The organism is Streptomyces sp. CC0208, from assembly GCF_003443735.1.
Taxonomy (GTDB): Bacteria; Actinomycetota; Actinomycetes; order Streptomycetales; family Streptomycetaceae; genus Streptomyces; species Streptomyces sviceus.
This window is the reverse complement of the sequence record NZ_CP031969.1, coordinates 5,303,007-5,322,372: the sequence shown is the minus strand read 5'-3', so window position 1 is coordinate 5,322,372 and position 19,366 is coordinate 5,303,007. Positions and strand designations below refer to the sequence as shown.

Here is a 19,366-nt window from a genome sequence, read left to right as displayed (position 1 = left end):
CTGCCAGGCGGATACCCCGACGGGTACCCGGGGTTCAGCTCTTCTCGAAGCGGAAGCCCACGCCTCGTACCGTCGCGATGTACCGCGGGTTGGCCGCGTCGTCCCCGAGCTTCTTGCGGAGCCACGAGATGTGCATGTCGAGCGTCTTGGTCGACGACCACCACGTGGTGTCCCAGACCTCGCGCATCAACTGGTCCCGGGTCACCACCCGTCCGGCGTCCCGTACCAGCACCCGCAGCAGGTCGAACTCCTTCGCCGTGAGCTGGAGTTCCTCGTCGCCCATCCAGGCCCGGTGCGACTCGACGTCGATCCGCACCCCGTGGGTGGCCGGCGGCTGCGCCGGCTCGGCCGCCCCGCGCCGCAGCAGGGCCCGGACCCGGGCGAGCAGCTCGGCGAGCCGGAAGGGCTTGGTCACGTAGTCGTCGGCGCCCGCGTCGAGCCCGACGACGGTGTCCACCTCGTCGGCACGCGCGGTCAGGATGAGGATCGGTACGGCGTGGCCCTCGGCGCGCAGTCGGCGGGCCACCTCGAGGCCGTCCATGCCGGGCAGACCCAGGTCGAGGACGACCAGGTCGATGCCGCCCTGCATTCCGGCGTCGAGTGCGGTGGGGCCGTCCTCACGCACCTCGACCTCGTACCCTTCCCGGCGCAGGGCGCGGGCCAGCGGCTCCGAAATGGACGCATCGTCCTCGGCGAGCAGTACACGGGTCATGAGCTGATGGTAGACCGCTCCTGACAGATGCTGGGGTGTGATCACCACCCAGTGGTTCTTACCTTTCATGGATGTGGTGTGAACCTGTGACCGTGCGGTGCCGATCCGGTAAGGACCTTAGAAACCGGGTGTACGGTTCCTCGGTCACCTGTGATTCAGCTCTCAAGTCCTTCCATTTCCGTCCGTATCCTGTCGTATGGTGAATCAATGCCTGTCGCATCGTGGGGACCTTTGGCGCGCATCCGTCGCTGAAGGTCTCTTTTGTGTGCGGTAATCCCCACCAGCAAGGAACGACCATGGCGTCCAGCCTGACGAAGGACTCGGTGACTCCGGGCACCCCCGGTTCCGACAAAGCCTTCTTCGGCCACCCCCGCGGACTGGCCACACTCTTCATGACCGAGATGTGGGAGAGGTTCTCCTACTACGGGATGAAGGCCCTGCTCACCGTCTACCTGCTCTCCGGCGGCCCCGACGCCGGCAAGGGCAGCCTGGGCGGCGGCCTCGCGATGGACCTGGCGACCACCACCGTGATCGTCTCCGTCTACTCGGCGATGGTCTATCTGCTCGCCATGCCCGGCGGCTGGCTCGGAGACCGCGTCTGGGGTCCCCGCAAGACGGTGGCCATCGCCGCCGTCACGATCATGGCCGGCCACCTCACGCTGGCAGTGCCCGGCGGCCAGGCGCCGTTCTTCGCGGGCCTCGCGCTCGTCGCGGCCGGTTCCGGTCTGCTCAAGGCCAACATCTCCACGATGGTCGGCCACCTCTACGACGGCCCGGACGACCCGCGCCGCGACGGCGGCTTCACGATCTTCTACATGGGCATCAACGCCGGTGCCTTCTTCGCCCCGCTGGCCATCGGCACCGTCGGCCAGGAGGTCAGCTGGCACCTCGGCTTCGGTATGGCCGCGGTCGGCATGGCCATCGGTCTGGCCGCGTTCCTGCTCGGCACCCGTAACCTGAGCCCGGTCAGCAACGTCGTCCCGAAGCCGCTGGCGGCCGAGGAGCGCGCGGCCTGGCTGCGCAAGGGCCTGTTCTGGCTGATCGCCGCGACCGTCTTCTACGGCGTCGTCGGCTTCACCGGTCACTTCACGCTGAACTGGGCGATGATCCCGCTCACCGTCATCGGTCTGGTCGTCCCGGCGGGTGTGCTGCTGCGCATCAAGCGGGACAAGGAACTCACGGCCACCGAGCAGTCGAAGATGTCCGGCTACATCTGGTTCTTCGTCGCGGCCGCCGTGTTCTGGATGATCTACGACCAGGGCGCGTCCACGGTCCAGGCGTTCGGCTCGAACGACCAGAAGACGGCGGACTCCCTGCTCGGCTTCGACTTCCCGACCTCCTGGTACCAGTCGCTGAACCCGCTGTTCATCATGGCGCTGGCCCCGGTCTTCGCCTGGCTGTGGGTGTGGCTGAACCGCAAGGGCAAGGAGCCCAGCACCATCGTGAAGTTCTCGATGGGCCTGGTCCTGGTCGGTGTCTCGTTCTTCTTCTTCCTGATCCCGATCGCGATGGCGGCGAACGGCACCGCGGTCAGCCCTATGTGGCTGGTGGGCATCTACTTCATCCAGACCGTGGGTGAGCTGTGCCTCTCCCCGGTGGGCCTGTCGGTGACGACGAAGATGGCTCCCGCGAAGTACGCCTCGCAGATGATGGGTGTCTGGTTCCTCGCGGTCACCGCAGGCGACTCGATCACCGGTCTGCTGTCCAACCCGGCGATCGCCGGGGCCGACCTCAGCGGGACGCCCGCGGTGTTCGGGGAGGCGGCGCTCGCGGCGCTCGCCGGGTTCGCGGTGTGGATGTACCGGCGGAAGGTGAAGTCGCTGATGGGTGACGTTCGCTGACGCGGGTCTGAGCCGACGGGGCTGTTGGAGCTCGCCTGGGTTTCAACAGCCCCGTCGTTTCCTGTGCCGTGCGCGGTTCCCCGCGCCCCTGAGGTGCGTTACCTGGTCCGCCTCCCGGGCAGGAACGTGAACACGGCCGTTCCCAGCAGCACCGCCGTGCCCGCCACCAGGCCCAGTGCCTTCAGGGCCGCGTGGCCGTCCGCGCCGGTCGCCGCCAGGCCGCCGCCGGTCGAGGAGCCGCCGGTGCCACCCGAACCCGAGGTGCCGCCGGACGCGCCGCCCTCCTGCTCCTCCGTCGTCAGGGTCAGGGAGACCTCCGTCTTGTCCGGCGTGCAGGTCGTGGTCGTCCCCAGGGCCTTGATCGTCAGGACGCCCGGCGACAGCGTCGACTCACCGGTCGCGCCCGGCTTGTACGTGCCCGTCATGTCCGGGATCTCTATCGGGTCGCCCGACTTGATGGCCGCGGAGTTGGTGGGACCCTCGACATGGACCGAGCCCGTGTCGGCGCCGCCCAGAACCACCTCCATGGAGGGCTTGACCGAGTCCGCGGGGATGTCGGCGGGGCTGTCCATCGGGGAGTTCTTGAACTGCACGGTCACGCCGTAACTGCCGCCGTTCTTCTTGGCGTTGATCTGGATCGTGGAGGTGGCCTTCTTCTCACCGAGGGGCGACTGGCAGGTGTAGGGGATGTCGACCGCCTTGCCGGTGAAGTCGGTCTGGCCGTCGTCGGAGGACGTGGCGCTCGGGGTCGCCGTGGCCGTGTCGGTCGGGGTGGGGGTGGGGGTGGCGGTGTCCGTCGGATCCGGCGTCGGTGTCGGTGTCGGTGAACCGTCCCCCGCCGCCACGTCGATCGTCCCCGCCGCCGGCACCGTCTCCGTCGGCGTGCACACCGTGTTCGTCCCCATCGCGTTCACCGTGTAGGCACCCGGCGTCAGCGTCACCTTCCCGGCCGCCGTCAGCTTCAGCGTGCCCTTCATGTCGGACAGCACCATGTCGCCGCCCTTGGGGATGGCCGGGTTCTCGCGCGGACCGGTCATCGCGAGGTCGGCGCTCTGCGCGCCGGACGCCTTCAGCGTGCCGGTCGGCTGGACCGAGTTGGCCGGCAGATCGATGATGTTCGGGTTCTTGGAAGCGGCCTGGGTGAACTTCCACACCACGTCGATCTCGTCGCCCACCTTCGCGGTGGCCGGCGCGGTGATCTCGACCTTGGTGGTGCCGTTGACGGGGTCGAGGCCGACGCCGGCGGGCGGCACGCACCGGGTCGCGAACGACACCTCCGCGGCCTGGGCGGGCCCGGCTGCGAGGCCGAGCACCACGCCCGCTCCGGTCAGCACCAGCGCCGCACCGGCCGCGCCCGCTCTTCTCGGCCCGCCGGCCGGTGGGACTCTCCTTCGCTTGCTCACGTGGAACCCTCTCTGGTGGGAGTCGTGGGACTCGTCGGGCTGTCGTCGTGCGGTGCGGAGAGCCGGGCACCGGCCGCGCCCGGATCGGCGTCCGGGGTGAACCACGGCAGAGCGGACGTCACAGGGGCCGCGTGAGCGGCCGTGGAGGGCTTGAAACCCGGCAGGCGCAGGGCGAGTTCGGGCAGCCGCAGGCCGCGGTGCCGGAGGCCTCCGGCGGGCCGTGGCCGTACCCGGTCCACCACCGCCATGCCGATACGGAACAGTGCCGCCGGCACGACCAGGCAGACCAGCACCCAGAACAGGGTCACGCCCCAGGGCCGGCCCACCCCCCAGGGCTGCTCGGCCAGCACCTTGCCGCCGTACTTCAGCGACACCGTGTACGCGCCGTGCGCGCCGCCCGTGAGCTCGACGGGCAGTTCGATCCGCGCCTTTCCGCCGGGCCGGATCGTGCCGCGCCACTGCTGCTCCTCCCACTGCGGGGCGAACACGCCGTGTGCGGTGCCGACTTGGAAGACCGGGTTCTTGACGGCGGAGGTGCCGAGGTTTCCGACGGTGAAGACGAGGGTGCGGGCCGGGGGTGCCCCGAACCAGGTCAGCAGGCTCCCGGAGCCGTCGAGCCGGGTGTCGGTGAGGACGGACAGCCGCCCGCCGTCCGTCTCGGCGGGCAGCGGTTCCACGGCGTGCCCGGCCACCTGGAAGATCGCGTCGGCCTCGGCCTTCGCCCCGGTCACCGTGGCCACGTGCACCACGCAGGGACAGGGCACCGGCGGCTCGGCGACGGGCAGCTTCTTGCTGAACCGCCCCTTCGAGTCGGTCGTGACGGCCCGGCCGTCCGCGTTGGCACAGGAGTTGGTGCCGCCCGGCACCCCGCGCGAGGGCACCGCCTGTCCGCAGACCAGGATCATCAGCAGCGCCCGCGCACGCCACCCGCTGCCGCTCACGGTGATCGAACCGCCGCTCCCCGCCTGGGACTTGGACAGCTGCACGCGCGGCCCGTCCGCCGCTGCCGCCGTCTCCGCCAAGGGCGCGAGCAGCAGCGCGAACACCGCCGCCATCGCCGCCCACCGCGCCTTGCCGCTCGGGCTCACGTCGTCGCTCCCGTCAACTCGGCTTGCGAACAGGGGGGTTCGGGCGCGGATTCGGGCCCGGATCCGCACGTCCGACGCCTTCGACGCCGTATCGGCCCGCCACCACGCCGCAGGACGCGCCGGACTGTCCGGCGGACGGTGTGGACGGTACGGGCGGCGTGGACGGTACGGGCAGCATGGACGGCATGGGCGGCTCCAACGGTCGTACGAGAGCGAACCGGGCCGCTCAGCGGCGCACGCGGGCCGCCTGGTTGCGCCGGGTCAGCCACAGCGTGCCCGCGGCGCCCGCGAGCAGCACCGTGCCGCCGAGCGTGCCGAGGGCGATCGCCGAGTCCTCGGGTCCGGTCTGCGGGAGGGCGTCGGCGGAATCGCTGCCGCTGTCGCTCCGGGTGCCGCCGGAGGAGCCCGAGGCGGCGGTGACGTTCAGGGTCAGCGAGGCGCCGGGGCTGCTGGTCGGCGTGCAGGTGGTGGTCGTACCGAGCGCCTTGATGGTGAGCACGCCCGCGGTGAAGGTGACCTTGCCGGACTTCTTCGGGGTGTACGTCCCGGTCAGGTCATTGATCTTGATGGGGGTGTTGGCCGGAACCACCGCCTGGTTGGCGGGGCCGGTCACACTCATCGTCCCGCTGTCCGCGCCGCCCAGTTTGATGGTGGCGCTCGGGTTCATCGCGCCCTTGCCGAGATCGACCGGGCTGGACGAGACGCCCTTCTGCCACGACATGGTGATCTTGTATCCGCTGCCGCTCTTGACGCCCTTGATGTCGATGGGCGAGACGGCGCTCTTGTCCCCGATCGGCGTCTTGCACTGGTAGTTGACGTTCACGACCGCGGCACGGGCAGCGGGGGCGGCCATCAGCACCGCCGAGCCGGCCAGAGCCGCGAGGGACGCGAGCGCGGCGGTTCGTTTCGGGTACGACACGGTTCCGCTCCCCTTACTCGTTCCTGACGGCACATCAGATCGGCCGTCAAGGTACGCCGGGGCACCGGAGGAAGGAAGAGAAAGTAAGTGTCGGAACTGTGGGGACACACGGGGAAGCCCCGGAGAACCCCCGGGGACATCGGGGAACACCCGCGCAAGAGGGCAGGACGGCTGCTAGGCGGGTGCGCCGAGCTCCGCCCACACGGTCTTGCCCGTCAGTCCGGGCGCTCTGACGACGCCCCAGTCCAGGCAGAGCCGCTGCACGATGAACATGCCGTGACCGCCGGGCCGTCCCGCCCGGTGCGGGGTGCGCGGCGCCGGCTGTCCGGAACCGCGGTCCGAGACCTCGACCCGAATCACCTTGTTGTCACAGGAGATCCCCAGCTGGTCCGGGCCCTCCGCGTGCAGACAGGCGTTCGTCACCAGCTCGGAGACGACCAGCAGCACGTCCTCCGCAGCGGCCCGCTGGTCCGCGGACGCCGCCGGCAGCCACCCCCACGCGTACAACGCCTGCCGGGTGAAGTCGCGCGCGAGCGGGACGACCCCGCTCTCCCCCTCGAAGCTCAGCCGACGGACCTGCCGTCCCGTCGGCACCTCGGCTTCGCCGCCGGGCTCCACGTCGGGCTCCGGGTCACGGTCGCCCGGCGAGTAGGGCCGGGTGGTGCTCATCAGCGCTTCACCTCACCGATTCACCGGTTCACGATTCAAAACGTCGCTGCGTGGTCGCTCACCGAACAGTCAGTACGGATGTCTCCTGCCCGGGCGGAGGGGTAGAACACCCCTCCATTCGGGACGTATGTCCGCCATAAGGGGTGTGACACCCGATGGACACCGGCCGGAGGGGACGAACGGGACATGAGCGGACCACCGGAGGCCGCCACCCGGCTCGCCGCCTCAGTCGCCGGACTCACCGGCCAGGGCCTCCTCCAGCGTGGCGTGCACGGTGAAGACCGCGTCGGCCCCCGTGATCTCGAAGACGCGTGCCACGACCGGCAGCATGCCCGCAAGATGTACGCCACCTCCCGCCGCCTCGGCCTTCAGCCGTGCCCCCAGCAGCACATTCAGTCCGGTGGAGTCACAGAACTCCAGCCGTGTGCAGTCGACGACAAGCCGGCTCTTCCCCTTGGCGAGGCACTCCTCGAGTGGCTCACGCAACAAATCGGCCGTGTGGTGATCCAACTCACCTGCTGGAGTCACGACGGCACTGGAGCCCTCTTGCCGCACCTCAACCAGAAGCCGGCCAGACTGTGCGCTGCCGACCGTCCCGCGGTCCATGCCGTCTCTCTCTCCCGACGTCGTGACTGCCGATGACGCCCTCGAACATTACGCCTTCTCCACACCCTCCGACACCCGAACAATCAGCCACAAACGGACATAACCGCACAGATCACACTTGCGGTCGTGTCGGGAAACCGGGTAGGGCTAGTAGAGACACGAACTCGACACGGCCGGCTTTGGAGGCGCCGCACACCGCAGTGCACGAACTGGCTTCGGCAGCCTTATGCCGAGAACGATGGAGGACATCATGTCATCCCGGCTCGACGCCTCGCATACCCATCAGGCGACGTCGGCATCCCCCCCGGAACATCTGGATCCCATCGAGCAGGACAACGAAGGCGACGTGCTCGCCGGGCTTCCGGACATCCCGCCCTTCGAAGAGGTGGGGGCCATGGACGCGCGTGCCCTCTCCAAGACCCTCTTCGCGCGGCTGGAGTCGCTGGAGGAGGGCACGTACGAGTACTCGTACGTCCGCAACACGCTCGTCGAACTGAACCTCGCCCTGGTCAAGTTCGCCGCCTCCCGGTTCCGCTCCCGCAGTGAGCCGATGGAGGACATCATCCAGGTCGGCACCATCGGCCTGATCAAGGCGATCGACCGCTTCGAACTCAGCAGGGGTGTGGAGTTCCCCACCTTCGCGATGCCAACCATCGTGGGCGAGATCAAGCGGTTCTTCCGCGACACGTCCTGGTCGGTGCGGGTGCCGCGCCGCCTCCAGGAGCTCCGGCTCGACCTCGCCAAGGCCGGTGACGAACTGGCCCAGAAGCTCGACCGCGCCCCCACCGTGGCCGAACTTGCCGACCGCCTCGGGCTGTCGAAGGAGGAGGTCGTCGAGGGCATGGCGGCGTCCAACGCCTACACCGCCGCCTCGCTGGACGCCCAGCCGGAGGAGGACGACTCCGAGGGCGCGCTGGCCGACCGGATCGGTTACGAGGACCACGGGCTCGAGGGCATCGAGTACGTCGAGTCCCTGAAGCCGCTGATCGCCGAGCTCCCCTCCCGGGACCGCCAGATCCTCTCGCTGCGCTTCGTCGCGGGCATGACCCAGTCGGAGATCGGCGAGGAGCTCGGGATCTCGCAGATGCATGTCTCGCGGCTGCTGTCGCGGACTCTGGTACGGCTGCGCAAGGGCCTGACCGTCGAGGAGTGACGCGTCGGCACCACTGACCTGCGCGTGTGCCCGGTGTCCGGTCGGACACCGGGCACCGTGCGTTCCGGACGCCTCATGGTTACTGGGAGAAACCCTTTCCCCAAGGGTTCACTTCCCTCACTATGGTCCCTCACAGACTGGCCGGTACGTCAGGAGGAGGGTGCGCATGACTCGCCCCGACGGGGCGTCCGACGCCCGGCTCACGGAGCTGCTGCGCACCGACACGGCCACGGCGTACGCCGCCCTGCTGGAGCTGCGCGCCCGCCACCAGCCCTCGGTGCTCGCCTACGCCCGCCTCTGCACGGCCGGTGAGTCCGCCGCCCGGCAGCTGGCCGCGCAGACCTTCACCCTCGCCGCCCGGGAGACCGCGCGCGGGGTCGACCCCGGGGTTCCGTGGCGCCACCGGCTTCTGCTGCTGACGGCCCGGTCGACGGCGGCGTGGGCCGGGGACGACCGGGCGGCGGGCCTGGACCCGAGCGTCCTGCTGCTTCTGAACACGGCCGGGCCCGGCGGCCCGGTGCCGCCCATGCTCGCCGCCTTCGAGTCCCTGCCGGCCCGCACCCAGGGCCTCGTCTGGTACCGCCTGGTGGAGGCCGAACCGGAGCACCGCACCGCCGAGCACCTGGGCCTCACCCGCGAGGACGTGGTCTACGGCACGGAGGGCGCCCTGCAGTCCCTGGCCCGGGCGTGTCTGAGGCTCCGCCTCGCTGCCTCGGACGACCCCCACTGCGCGGACTTCAGCCGCCTCATCGAGGAGTCCGTACGCCCGGACAGCCCCCGCGCCAGCGCCGACCTGTACGCCCACATGGCCCGCTGCCCGCACTGCACGGCGGCCCACGAGGAGCTGTGCGCGCTGCGGGACACCCCGCGGGCGGCCCTCGCGGAGGGACTGCTGCCGTGGGGCGGGACGGCGTACGTGGGGCGGGGCGCGGCCGAGCCCGAGGCACGTCCCCGGGCGGGGTCCCGCGCGCCGTCCGGCACCTGGCCGCGACCGCGTCGGCTCGTCCTGGCCTCGGCGGCGCTGGGGGTGGCTCTGGCGCCGCTGCTGCTGTTCCTGGTGTCACAGGGAGGTGACTCTCCGACGGGCGCGTCGGCCTCGGCTTCGGCCTCGGGTTCAGCGGGCGTGGTTCTGCCCGGCCCACCGCAGGTGACGGTGACGACGACGGTCTCGCCCTCGCCCTCCTCCACCCCGACGACGAGACCGCCCTCCCCCTCCCCCACGAAGAGCTCGGCACCGCCCCGCCGGACGAGCCCGCCCCCGTTCCGTGCGCCGGGCGGCTCCTACGCCCAGGTGGTCAACGTCTCCACGGGCCGCTGCCTGGACGTCTCCGGTGACGTCACGGAGGGCACGGACGTCGTCACGGCCCCCTGCACCGCGGCTAACTCCCAGCGCTGGCGCGTCGACTCCGCCCGCGGTGTCCTCCAGTCGTACGCCGATCCCGACTTCTGTCTCGACAGCCGTGGCGACGTCGACAAGGGCCTCGGCATCTGGTCCTGCGACTCGGTCGAGGGCGACCACGGCGACAACCTGCGCTTCACGGTCGACCCCGACGGGGTGATCCGCCCGGCGATCGCCATCGCGACCGGGGTGACGCCCGGGGGCGGGGACGGTGTCTCGCTGCAACCGCTGACCGGGGGTGCGGAGCAGCGGTGGCGGGCCGGGGCCTCCTGAGGCCCCGGCCGGGGCCTCCTGAGGCTCAGACCACGCGCATCCCGCGCCGCCACACCCCGCTGACCAGCGGCACCCCCGGCCGGTACGCCAGGTGCACATGGCTCGGGGCGTCCAGGAGGATCAGGTCGGCGTAGGCGCCCGGAGTCAGCCGGCCGATGTCCTCGCGGCGGAGGGCGGCCGCCCCGCCCGCCGTGGCCGACCAGACGGCCTCGTCCGGGGTCATCCCCATGTCGCGTACCGCGAGGGCGACGCAGAAGGGGACGGAGGAGGTGAAGGAGGAGCCCGGATTGCAGTCCGTGGACAGGGCGACGGTGACGCCGGCGTCCAGGAGGCGGCGGGCGTCCGGCCACTCGGCGCGGGTGGAGAACTCGGCGCCGGGCAGCAGCGTGGCGACCGTACGGCTGTTCGCCAGGGCGTCCACGTCCTCGGAGGTGAGGTGGGTGCAGTGGTCGGCGCTGGCCGCGTCGAGTTCCACGGCGAGCTGCACGCCGGGGCCGTAGGAGAGCTGGTTGGCGTGGATGCGGGGGTGCAGGCCCCTGGCCTTGCCTGCCGTGAGGATCGCGCGGGCCTGGTCGCCGTCGAAGGCGCCCTTCTCGCAGAAGACGTCGATCCAACGGGCGTACGGGGCGCAGGCGTCGAGCATCTCGCCGGTGACGAGGGAGACGTAGCCCGCCGGGTCGTCGGCGTGGTCCGGCGACACGATGTGGGCGCCGAGGTAGGTGACCTCGTCGGTGTGGGCGGCGGCGATGCGCAGGGCCCTCGCCTCGTCCTCGACGGTAAGCCCGTAGCCGGACTTGGTCTCGAAGGTCGTCGTGCCCTGGCGGAGGGCCTCGGCGAGGTAGCGGGTGAGGTTGCGTTCGAGGTCCTCGTCGCTCGCCGCCCGCGTGGCGGCGACCGTCGTGCGGATGCCGCCCGCGCTGTAGGCCCGCCCCGACATGCGGGCGTTGAACTCCTGGGTGCGGTCGCCCGCGAAGACGAGGTGGCTGTGGGAGTCGACGAAGCCCGGTAGGACCGCCCTGCCGCCCGCGTCGACCCGGTTGTCAGTGGCGGGTGCTTTGCTTTGATCACCGGTCCACACGACGCGGTTGCCCTCGATGGCGATCGCCGCGTCCTGGACCAGTCCGAGGGGGGATCCGTCACCGGAGGAGGGGTCGTTGGTGACCAGGGCTGCGATGTTGGTGATGAGCGTGCTGGCGGTGCTCGCGGAGTGGGCGGGGCTGACGTTCGTCGCGTTGCTCATGGCGTCCTCGGTGGCCTGGTCGGCGGTGGGGGCGGGTTCGGGGGCGGGCGGCGGCGGGCGGCCCGGAGTCATCCGTGCAGCGCGGCGACGGCGTCCGCGAGGGCTTTCGGCACATCCGGCACCAGCGTGTGGACCCCGTCGCGCACGACGTGCCGACCTCCCACGACCGTGTGCGACACGTCTGCTGCCGACGCGGCGAATACGGCCGTCTCGGCCCCGAGTCGCGGAGGCGGCCCTGCCGTCCTGACCGAGTCGAGCGCGATGGTGGTGAAGTCGGCGAGCGCGCCGGGCTCCAGGGTGCCCGCGCCGTCCCAGCCGAGGGCCGCGTGGCCGTCGGCGGAGGCCGCCCTCAGCAGGGCCGCGGCCGTCCAGTGACCTCGGGTGCGGGTGCGCAGGCGCTCGTTGAGCTCCATCGCGCGTGCCTCTTCGAGCAGGTCGATCACGGCGTGGCTGTCGGAGCCGAGGGAGAGCGGTGACCCCGCCTTCTGGAGGGCCACGGCCGGTCCGATGCCGTCGGCGAGGTCCCGTTCGGTCGTCGGGCACATGCAGGTGCCGGTGCCGCTGCCGCCGATCAGGGCGATGTCCTCGTCGGTGAGGTGGGTGTTGTGGACGCCGGTGGTGCGCGGCCCGAGGACGCCGTGCTCGGCGAGCAGTTCGGTCGGCGTGCACCCGTGGGCGGCACGGCACGCGTCGTTCTCGGCGGTCTGCTCGGACAGGTGGACGTGGAGCGGGGCCCGCCGCTCCTCGGCCCAGCGGGCCACGGTCGCCAACTGCCCGGCGGGCACGGCCCGTACGGAGTGGATGGCGGCACCGATCCTCGCGTGATCCCGGTCCTTGAGAACTGAACAGCGTTCGGCCCAGGCCTGGGCGCTGCCGTCGGAGAACCGCAGCTGGTGATGGTCGGGCCGCTGTCCGAAGCCGGAGGAGAGATAGGCCGTGTCGAGGAGGGTGATGCGGACCCCGGCGTCGGCGGCGGCCTCGATCAGCGCCTCGCCCATGGCGTTGGGGTCGGCGTAGGGCGTGCCGCCGGGGGCGTGGTGCAGGTAGTGGAACTCTCCGACGGCCGTCACCCCCGCCAGCGCCATCTCCGCGTACACGGCACGGGCGAGGTCGCGGTAGGTGTCCGGGGAGAGCCGGTCGGCGGTGGCGTACATGACCTCGCGCCAGGTCCAGAAGGTCCCGGAGCCGACCTGGACGGTGCCGCGCAGGGCCCGGTGGAAGGCGTGCGAGTGGGTGTTCGCCAGCCCGGGGAGGGTCAGTCCGCGCAGGATCTCGGCGCCGGGGGGCGGGACCTCGGTGCCGGTGCGGACGGCGGTGACGCGGCCGTCCGCCCCCGCGGCGGAGCCGCTGGTCGACACCGTCAGCGCCACGCCCGGCTCGACGTGGGTGTCGAGCCAGGCGTGCTCCAGCCAGTACGTCTTCGCTGTCACCTGCAGGCCAGCCCTTCCAGTACGTCGGCGAGCGCGAGGACTCCGGCCACGCAGTCGTCCTCGGCGGCGAACTCCGCCGGGGAGTGCGAGACGCCGGTGGGGTTGCGCACGAACAGCATGGCGGTCGGGATGTGCCCGGAGAGGATCCCGGCGTCGTGTCCCGCTCCGGTTCCCAGGACCGGCACCTTGAGATCGGTGCCGGTGCCCAGGATGCGGGCGAGTTCGTCGCGCAGGGCGTGGTCGAACTCGACGACGGGGGTGAAGGACTCCCGGACGATGTCGAGGGCGATGCCGTGGGCGTCGGCGTACTCCCGGGCCGCCTTCTCGATCCCGCCGACCACCTGGTCGAGGCTCTCCTGGTCGGCGGCGCGGGAGTCGAGCCAGCCGCGCACCAGGGACGGGATGGCGTTGACGCCGTTCGGCTCGACGGCGATCTTGCCGAAGGTAGCGACGGCACCGGCGAGTTCGGCCTCCCGGCGGGCCGCGAGCACGGTCTCGGCGTACGACAGCATGGGGTCGCGCCGGTCCACGAGGCGGGTGGTGCCGGCATGGTTGGCCTCGCCCCGGAAGTCGAACCGCCAGCGCCCGTGCGGCCAGATGGCACTGGCGATGCCGACCCGGTCGCCGGAGAGGTCCAGCGCCCTGCCCTGCTCGACGTGCAGCTCGACGAAGGCGCCGATGCGGGCGAGCCGCTCCGGGTCGCCGCCGATGCCGTCGGGGTCGTATCCGGCGGCCTCCATGGCGCGCGGGAGCGTGACCCCCTCCCCGTCGGTCAGCAGGTGTGCCTGCTCGGCGGTGAGCTGTCCGGCGGTGAGCCGCGATCCGACACAGGCGAGCCCGAACCGGGCCCCCTCCTCGTCACCGAAGTTGACGAGGGCGAGCGGCTTGGTGAACTCGGCCCGCCGTGCCCGGAGTTCGTCGAGCGCGGCGAAGGAGGACACCACTCCGAGGGGCCCGTCGAAGGCGCCTCCGTCGGGTACGGAGTCGAGGTGCGACCCGGTGACGACGGCGTCCCCCTGCGCGGGGTCCCCGAGCCAGGCCCACTGGTTGCCGTTCCGGTCGACCTCGTAGGTCAGTCCGCGGGCTTCGGCCTGCTCCCTGAACCAGGCCCGGCACTCGCCGTCGGCCCCGGTCCAGGCGAACCGGCGATAGCCGCGCGAGCCGGGGTGCCGGCCGACGGGGAGCAGCTCGCGCCACATCTCCTGGAACGAGGAGGTACGGGGGTGCTGAGCCGTTCCGGAGTCGGTGCCCACCGTCACGCGTCCTCACCCTCGCGCATCGGGACCCGCACGCCCCGCTCGTCGGCGACGGACTCCGCGATGTCGTACCCGGCGTCCACGTGCCGGATGACACCCATGCCCGGGTCGTTCGTCAGTACCCGCCGGACCTTCTCGCCGCCCAGCTTCGTGCCGTCGGCCACCGTGACCTGACCGGCGTGGATGGACCGGCCCATGCCGACGCCGCCGCCGTGGTGCAGGGACACCCAGGACGCACCCGAGGCCACGTTGACCATGGCGTTCAGCAGCGGCCAGTCGGCGATCGCGTCGGACCCGTCGAGCATGGCCTCGGTCTCCCGGTAGGGGGAGGCGACGGACCCGGCGTCCAGGTGGTCCCGCCCGATCGCCAGCGGTGCCGCCAGCTCTCCGCTCGCCACCATGTCGTTGAAGCGCTCACCGGCCTTGTCGCGCTCGCCGTAGCCGAGCCAGCAGATCCGGGCGGGCAGGCCCTGGAAGTGGACGCGCTCGCCGGCCATCTTGATCCAGCGCGCGAGGGACTCGTTCTCCGGGAAGAGCTCCAGGATCGCCTTGTCGGTCTTGGCGATGTCGGAGGCCTCACCCGACAGCGCGGCCCAGCGGAAGGGGCCCTTGCCCTCGCAGAACAGCGGCCGGATGTAGGCGGGGACGAACCCGGGGAAGGCGAACGCCCGCTCGTACCCGGCGAGCTGGGCCTCGCCCCGGATCGAGTTGCCGTAGTCGAAGACCTCGGCGCCGGCGTCCATGAAGCCGACCATGGCCTCGACGTGGCGGGCCATCGACTCGCGGGCCCGGGTGGTGAAGCCCGCCGGGTCCTTGGCGGCGGCGTCGGCCATGTCCTCGAAGGCGATGCCCGTCGGCAGGTAGGCCAGCGGGTCGTGGGCCGAGGTCTGGTCGGTGACGATGTCGATGGGCGCGCCTTCGGCGAGCATGCGCGGGAGCAGCTCGGCGGCGTTGCCCAGCAGGCCGATGGAGAGCGGGCGGCGGGCGTCACGGGCCTCGACTGCGAGCTGGAGGGCGTGCTCCAGGCTGTCGGCCTTCACGTCCAGGTAGCGGTGCTCGATGCGCCGCTCGATGGCACGCGGGTCGCAGTCGATGCAGATGGCGACACCGTCGTTCATGGTGACCGCGAGGGGCTGGGCGCCGCCCATGCCGCCGAGGCCGGCGGTGAGGGTGATCGTCCCGGCCAGGGTGCCGCCGAACTTCTTGGCGGCGACCGCGGAGAAGGTCTCGTAGGTGCCCTGGAGGATGCCCTGGGTGCCGATGTAGATCCAGGAGCCGGCGGTCATCTGGCCGTACATGGTCAGGCCGAGGGCCTCCAGGCGGCGGAACTCCTCCCAGTTGGCCCAGTCGCCGACGAGGTTGGAGTTGGCGATCAGGACGCGCGGGGCCCACTCGTGGGTCTGCATGACACCGACCGGACGGCCGGACTGGACCAGCATGGTCTCGTCCTGCTTGAGGGTGCGCAGGGTGCGGACCATGGCGTCGAAGGAGCGCCAGTCACGGGCGGCCTTGCCGGTGCCGCCGTAGACGACGAGCTGGTCGGGGTGTTCGGCGACCTCGGGGTCCAGGTTGTTCTGCAGCATCCGCAGGGCGGCTTCCTGCTGCCATCCCAGGGCGGTCAGTTCCGTGCCGCGCGGCGCTCGGACGGGGCGGGGTCCTGACATGGTCTGCCTCCTGGGGACTGTGCTGCGGATGGCCGCGTGCCGGTTGTTGCTGTCGATATTCACATCCTGACTTCCTGAATAGAACTAGTCAATACGTTCTCGCGTCAGCCTCGGTAGGAGAGGAATGTTTCCGGACAGGGATGCTGGCTGGACATCCGAGGCACGGGTGACGAGCAGGACGGGGACGTGATGGACGGGGACGTGATGGACGAGTACGGCAGCACCGGCGAGGGGCGGGCCGCCCGCCGGGACGAGGCGGTGCGGGCGGCCGTGGAGCAGGGCCTGCTGGGGCCGGACACCCCCGTCGTCGGACTCCTCGACGTCACCGGCATCCGGGAGTCCGCGGCCGAACTCCGCGCCGCCTTCGACGGGGTCACCGCGCCGGGCACGCCGGTGCTGCACGCGTTCGCGGTGAAGGCGAGCCCGCTGGTGCCGGTACTGCGGCTGCTGCGCGAGGAGGGCATCGGCGCGGAGGTGGCGAGCCCGGGCGAACTGGCGCTCGCGCGGGCGGCGGGGCTCTCACCGGACCGGACCGTCCTGGACTCGCCCGCCAAGACGCCCTCCGAGCTCAGGGAGGCGCTGGCGCTGGGGATCGCCGTCAACGCGGACAACCCGCAGGAGCTGGACCGCATCGACGGCCTCATGCTCCCCCATAGCCCGAAAGGCATGGGAGGGGCCCCCATGGCGGTCAGCCGCTCCCCGCTCGGCATCCGGGTCAACCCGCAGGTCGGCGGCGGCTCCATCGGGGCGACCTCCACGGCCACCGCGACCTCGAAGTTCGGGGTGGCGCTGCGCGACGAAGGGGCGCGCGAGTGGGTCGTGCGCGCCTACCTCGACCGGCCCTGGCTCTCCCGGCTGCACGCGCACACCGGCTCGCAGGGCATCCCGCTGTCCCTGATGACCCAGGGGGTCGCGGAGACGTACGCGCTCGCCGAGGAGATCAACCGGCGGATCGGGCGGCCGCAGATCGACACGATCGACATCGGCGGCGGGCTGCCGGTGAACTTCGCCTCCGACGTGACGACACCGACGTACGCCGAGTACGCGCGGGCGCTCAGGGAGGCGGTGCCGGGGCTGTTCGACGGGCGGTACGGGCTGGTCACCGAGTTCGGGCGGTCGCTGCTGGCCAAGCACGGCACGATCGTGGCGCGGGTGGAGTACGCCAAGAGCGCGGGCGGGCGCCCGATCGCGGTGACACACGCGGGCGTGCAGGTGGCGACGCGGACGGTGTACGTGCCGGGGTCGTGGCCGCTGAGGATCGCGGCGTACGACGCCAAGGGACGGCCCAGGAGCGGGCCCGAGGTGGTGCAGGACGTGGCGGGGCCCGCCTGTTTCGCGGGCGACCTGCTGGCCGAGGGGCGCGCGCTCCCGCTGCTCGACCAAGGGGACTACGTGGCGGCGCTGGACACGGGCGCGTACTACTTCGCGCACCACTACGCGTACAACTCGCTGGCCCGGCCGGGCGTTTACGGCTTCGCCCCCGACCACTCCGCCCCCGACCGCGCGGGAGGGGTCCGCTTCGCGACCGTGCGGGATCCCCAGACGCTCGCCTCGATCGTGGCCGAGTCCGGAGGGGCGCACGCCGGTGCGCTCACCACCCTGCACGCATCCGGGAGCGGTTGACGCACACCGACCGGTCAGCCGATCAATAGGCCCCCGAACCAGGCAAGTTGACCCACTCTAGCCACTCCGAGCATGTTCCACCGGAAAATGCCGGATCCCTCACTCCTCGTGCATACGTTGCGTAGTTTCGGCGTCACTCAGCCGAACCCCAGGTGGGAGGGGAGCCACGGTGCAGGGAATCGACGAGTGCCTGCTGGAAGCCATGCGGCTGCCGGGTGCGCGGGGGGCCGCGCTGGTCGACTGGACGAGCGGGCTGGCCCTGGGCGCCGTCGGGGAGTCCCCCGGCGGCGACCAGGAGGCGGCCGCCGCGGAGGCCGCCGAGCTCGCCCGGCTCGCCGCCGAGCAGCGCGCCTTCGCCTCCGGGAGTTCCCAGGCCGCCGAGCCGGGCGCCGCCGGGGAGGAGCCGGACCCGCCGGTCGAGGACCTCATCCTCAGCAACCGGGACAGCTACCACGTCCTGCGGTTCGTGCCGACGTCCTTCGACAGCAGTGTGTTCCTGCACCTGTGGCTGGCCCGCGCGGAGGGCAACCTCGCGCTGGCCCGGATCCGGCTCGGTGAGATGGCCGGACGGCTGGAGCTCGGATGACGACGCTTCCCGCCATGCCCACCACCCCGCCACCCCGGTTGCCGGTGCGCGACAAGGCGGGCGCCCTGGACCGCGGCTGGGGCGGTGTCTCCCCGATGCTGACCCGGCTGGCCGCCGAGCGCGCCACCGGCGTCCTGGTGCGCGAGCGCGGCACCCTGCACCTGGCCGACGGCAAGGTGGTGCACGCCGAGAGCCCGGCCGCCCCCGGCGCCGACGTCCTCCTCGCCGCCCACGGCACGCTGGACGCCGGCCTCTGGCGGCAGGCCCTGGCCGAGAGCATCGCGAGCACCGGCGGTGCCGGCACCGGGGTCCGTCGTCTCACCGGCGCCGAGGTCGTGCACCGGGCGGGCCGCCGGCTGGTCGCGGGCGGACTGCTCACCCCGGGTGCCCTGGAGCTGTGCCGGCTGACCGCGCTGTACGACGCGGCGTACTTCGCCCTCGCCCCGAGCAGCACCCCGGGCCGCTTCCGCTACGGCACCGAGGACGGACAGGAAGCGCCCGCCGACGCGCCCCGGGAACCCGACCGCACCCCCGGCATCCCGCAGCCGGTGCCGGTAGCCGACCTGGAGCGCGAGACCCTGCGCCGCCGCGACCTGCTGCATCGCATCTGGCCGGACGCGCTGCCGGACGAGGTACCGCTGGCCCGGGAGCACCGCCCCGCGTCCCCGGCGCTCCCGGCCCGGCGGCTGGCGGTGCTGGCCCGTGTCGACGGCATCCGCACGGCGTCGGAGATCGCGCGTGAGCTGGGCCGCCCGGCCTTCCACACCCTGGTGGACATACGGCGGCTGGTGGCGGCCGGAGTGGTCTCGCCCCGCCCGCCGGTGTCCTTCACCGAGCCCCGGCCCGGACCGCCGGGCGACGGCGTCCCCGTCGGACCCGTCGAGCCCATGGATCCCCACATCACCTTGCTGAAGAGGCTCAGGGATGCGCTGGAGGCCCTTTGAGCGACAGCGGATCCGTGCCGAGAGGAGAGACCTGATGGCAGCAGCTCAGGACGCGATCCTGGAGGAGCTGCGCCGGCTCAGAGCCCGGGTGCCGCAGCTCACCGGCGCCCTCGCGGCCGACGCCGACGGTCTCGTCCTGGCCCAGGACACCCCGGGCGTCGCCCCGGAGGCGGTGGCCGCGCTCACCGGGACCACCCGGGCGCTCGCCGCCCAGCTGGCCGACGTGACCGGCCAGGGGGACCTGCGCGAACTGCTCGTACGGGGCGTGTACGGCTACGTCGCCACGTACGCGGCGGGCGCCGGGGCCGTCGTCACGCTGCTCGCGCAGGACCGGGTCAACGTCGGCCGCCTCCATCTGGAGGGCCGTCGGGCGGGAGCCCGGATCGCGGAGCTCGTCGACAGCGCGGCCGCCGAGCCCACCGAAGCCATCACGAAGGCGCCCGCGAAGCCCGCTCCGGCACGTGCCAGAGCGGCCCGCACGTCCCGGGCCAAGCCCGTGGACGCCCGCGCCGCGGCCACCGCACCGACGGCGGCCCGCACCACCACCGAAAGTTAGACAA

General features: G+C 71.9%; 17 protein-coding genes. 7 read left to right on the top strand and 10 right to left on the bottom strand.

What is annotated here, in order from left to right; all coding sequences use genetic code 11:
• Positions 1–34: 34 nt before the first annotated feature.
• Positions 35–712, bottom strand: a complete 678-nt coding sequence (locus D1369_RS24510; protein ID WP_007382513.1) for a response regulator transcription factor — start codon at positions 710–712, stop codon at positions 35–37.
• 296 nt (positions 713–1,008) lie between these two features.
• Here D1369_RS24510 and D1369_RS24505 point away from each other — a divergent pair, with 296 nt between their 5' ends.
• Entirely contained in the window at positions 1,009–2,553 is a 1,545-nt protein-coding gene (locus D1369_RS24505; RefSeq protein WP_007382514.1) for an oligopeptide:H+ symporter, read from the top strand.
• Between the two features lie 98 nt (positions 2,554–2,651).
• Here D1369_RS24505 and D1369_RS24500 read toward each other — a convergent pair whose 3' ends face one another.
• The 5 genes from D1369_RS24500 to D1369_RS24480 form a co-directional block, all read right to left on the bottom strand.
• Positions 2,652–3,956 carry a hypothetical protein gene (locus D1369_RS24500; RefSeq protein ID WP_162951035.1) on the bottom strand — a complete coding sequence of 435 codons (1,305 nt, stop codon included), beginning with the start codon at positions 3,954–3,956 and terminating at the stop codon, positions 2,652–2,654.
• Complete coding sequence (locus tag D1369_RS24495) at positions 3,953–5,011, bottom strand: hypothetical protein (RefSeq protein WP_202477659.1); 1,059 nt, start codon at positions 5,009–5,011, stop codon at positions 3,953–3,955. The genes D1369_RS24500 and D1369_RS24495 overlap by 4 nt, the downstream gene beginning before the upstream one ends.
• 259 nt (positions 5,012–5,270) lie before the next feature.
• Positions 5,271–5,963: an LPXTG cell wall anchor domain-containing protein gene (locus D1369_RS24490; protein WP_007382517.1), complete on the bottom strand. Its 693-nt coding sequence runs from the start codon at positions 5,961–5,963 to the stop codon at positions 5,271–5,273.
• A 174-nt stretch (positions 5,964–6,137) separates the two neighbouring features.
• On the bottom strand, positions 6,138–6,632 hold the full coding sequence (locus D1369_RS24485) for an ATP-binding protein (RefSeq protein ID WP_118082604.1): 495 nt from the start codon (positions 6,630–6,632) through the stop codon (positions 6,138–6,140).
• 225 nt (positions 6,633–6,857) lie between these two features.
• Positions 6,858–7,238, bottom strand: coding sequence for an STAS domain-containing protein (locus D1369_RS24480; protein ID WP_007382519.1), 381 nt, complete (start codon positions 7,236–7,238; stop codon positions 6,858–6,860).
• A 238-nt stretch (positions 7,239–7,476) separates the two neighbouring features.
• On the opposite strand from D1369_RS24480, the gene D1369_RS24475 reads away from it, so the two are divergent.
• A complete protein-coding gene (locus D1369_RS24475) occupies positions 7,477–8,391 on the top strand; it encodes an RNA polymerase sigma factor SigF (RefSeq protein ID WP_007382520.1) in 915 nt (304 codons plus the stop codon).
• Positions 8,392–8,557: 166 nt separating this feature from the next.
• A complete protein-coding gene (locus D1369_RS24470) occupies positions 8,558–10,063 on the top strand; it encodes an RICIN domain-containing protein (RefSeq protein ID WP_118082603.1) in 1,506 nt (501 codons plus the stop codon).
• 25 nt (positions 10,064–10,088) lie between these two features.
• On the opposite strand, the gene hutI is transcribed toward D1369_RS24470, so the two are convergent.
• The 4 genes from hutI to hutU are packed head-to-tail and all read right to left on the bottom strand — an operon-like array spanning position 10,089 to position 15,653.
• The gene (gene hutI, locus D1369_RS24465; protein WP_007382522.1) at positions 10,089–11,375 is read right to left on the bottom strand and encodes an imidazolonepropionase; all 1,287 of its coding nucleotides are present in this window, start codon (positions 11,373–11,375) and stop codon (positions 10,089–10,091) included.
• Entirely contained in the window at positions 11,372–12,733 is a 1,362-nt protein-coding gene (locus D1369_RS24460; RefSeq protein WP_007382523.1) for a formimidoylglutamate deiminase, read from the bottom strand. The genes hutI and D1369_RS24460 overlap by 4 nt, the downstream gene beginning before the upstream one ends.
• A complete protein-coding gene (locus D1369_RS24455; protein WP_106433595.1) occupies positions 12,730–13,932 on the bottom strand; it encodes an allantoate amidohydrolase in 1,203 nt (400 codons plus the stop codon). The genes D1369_RS24460 and D1369_RS24455 overlap by 4 nt, the downstream gene beginning before the upstream one ends.
• Before the next feature lie 56 nt (positions 13,933–13,988).
• Positions 13,989–15,653 carry a urocanate hydratase gene (gene hutU / locus D1369_RS24450; RefSeq protein ID WP_007382525.1) on the bottom strand — a complete coding sequence of 555 codons (1,665 nt, stop codon included), beginning with the start codon at positions 15,651–15,653 and terminating at the stop codon, positions 13,989–13,991.
• 189 nt (positions 15,654–15,842) lie between these two features.
• Between hutU and D1369_RS24445 the strand changes: the two genes are divergently transcribed.
• The 4 genes from D1369_RS24445 to D1369_RS24430 all read left to right on the top strand — a co-directional run bounded on the left by D1369_RS24445 (position 15,843) and on the right by D1369_RS24430 (position 19,362).
• Positions 15,843–17,276 carry a diaminopimelate decarboxylase gene (locus D1369_RS24445; RefSeq protein WP_037900346.1) on the top strand — a complete coding sequence of 478 codons (1,434 nt, stop codon included), beginning with the start codon at positions 15,843–15,845 and terminating at the stop codon, positions 17,274–17,276.
• Between the two features lie 169 nt (positions 17,277–17,445).
• Positions 17,446–17,862, top strand: coding sequence for a hypothetical protein (locus D1369_RS24440; protein ID WP_007382527.1), 417 nt, complete (start codon positions 17,446–17,448; stop codon positions 17,860–17,862).
• A complete protein-coding gene (locus D1369_RS24435; protein ID WP_037900349.1) occupies positions 17,859–18,806 on the top strand; it encodes a hypothetical protein in 948 nt (315 codons plus the stop codon). The genes D1369_RS24440 and D1369_RS24435 overlap by 4 nt, the downstream gene beginning before the upstream one ends.
• Before the next feature lie 34 nt (positions 18,807–18,840).
• Positions 18,841–19,362, top strand: a complete 522-nt coding sequence (locus D1369_RS24430) for a roadblock/LC7 domain-containing protein (RefSeq protein WP_007382529.1) — start codon at positions 18,841–18,843, stop codon at positions 19,360–19,362.
• The last annotated feature ends 4 nt before the right edge of the window (positions 19,363–19,366 follow it).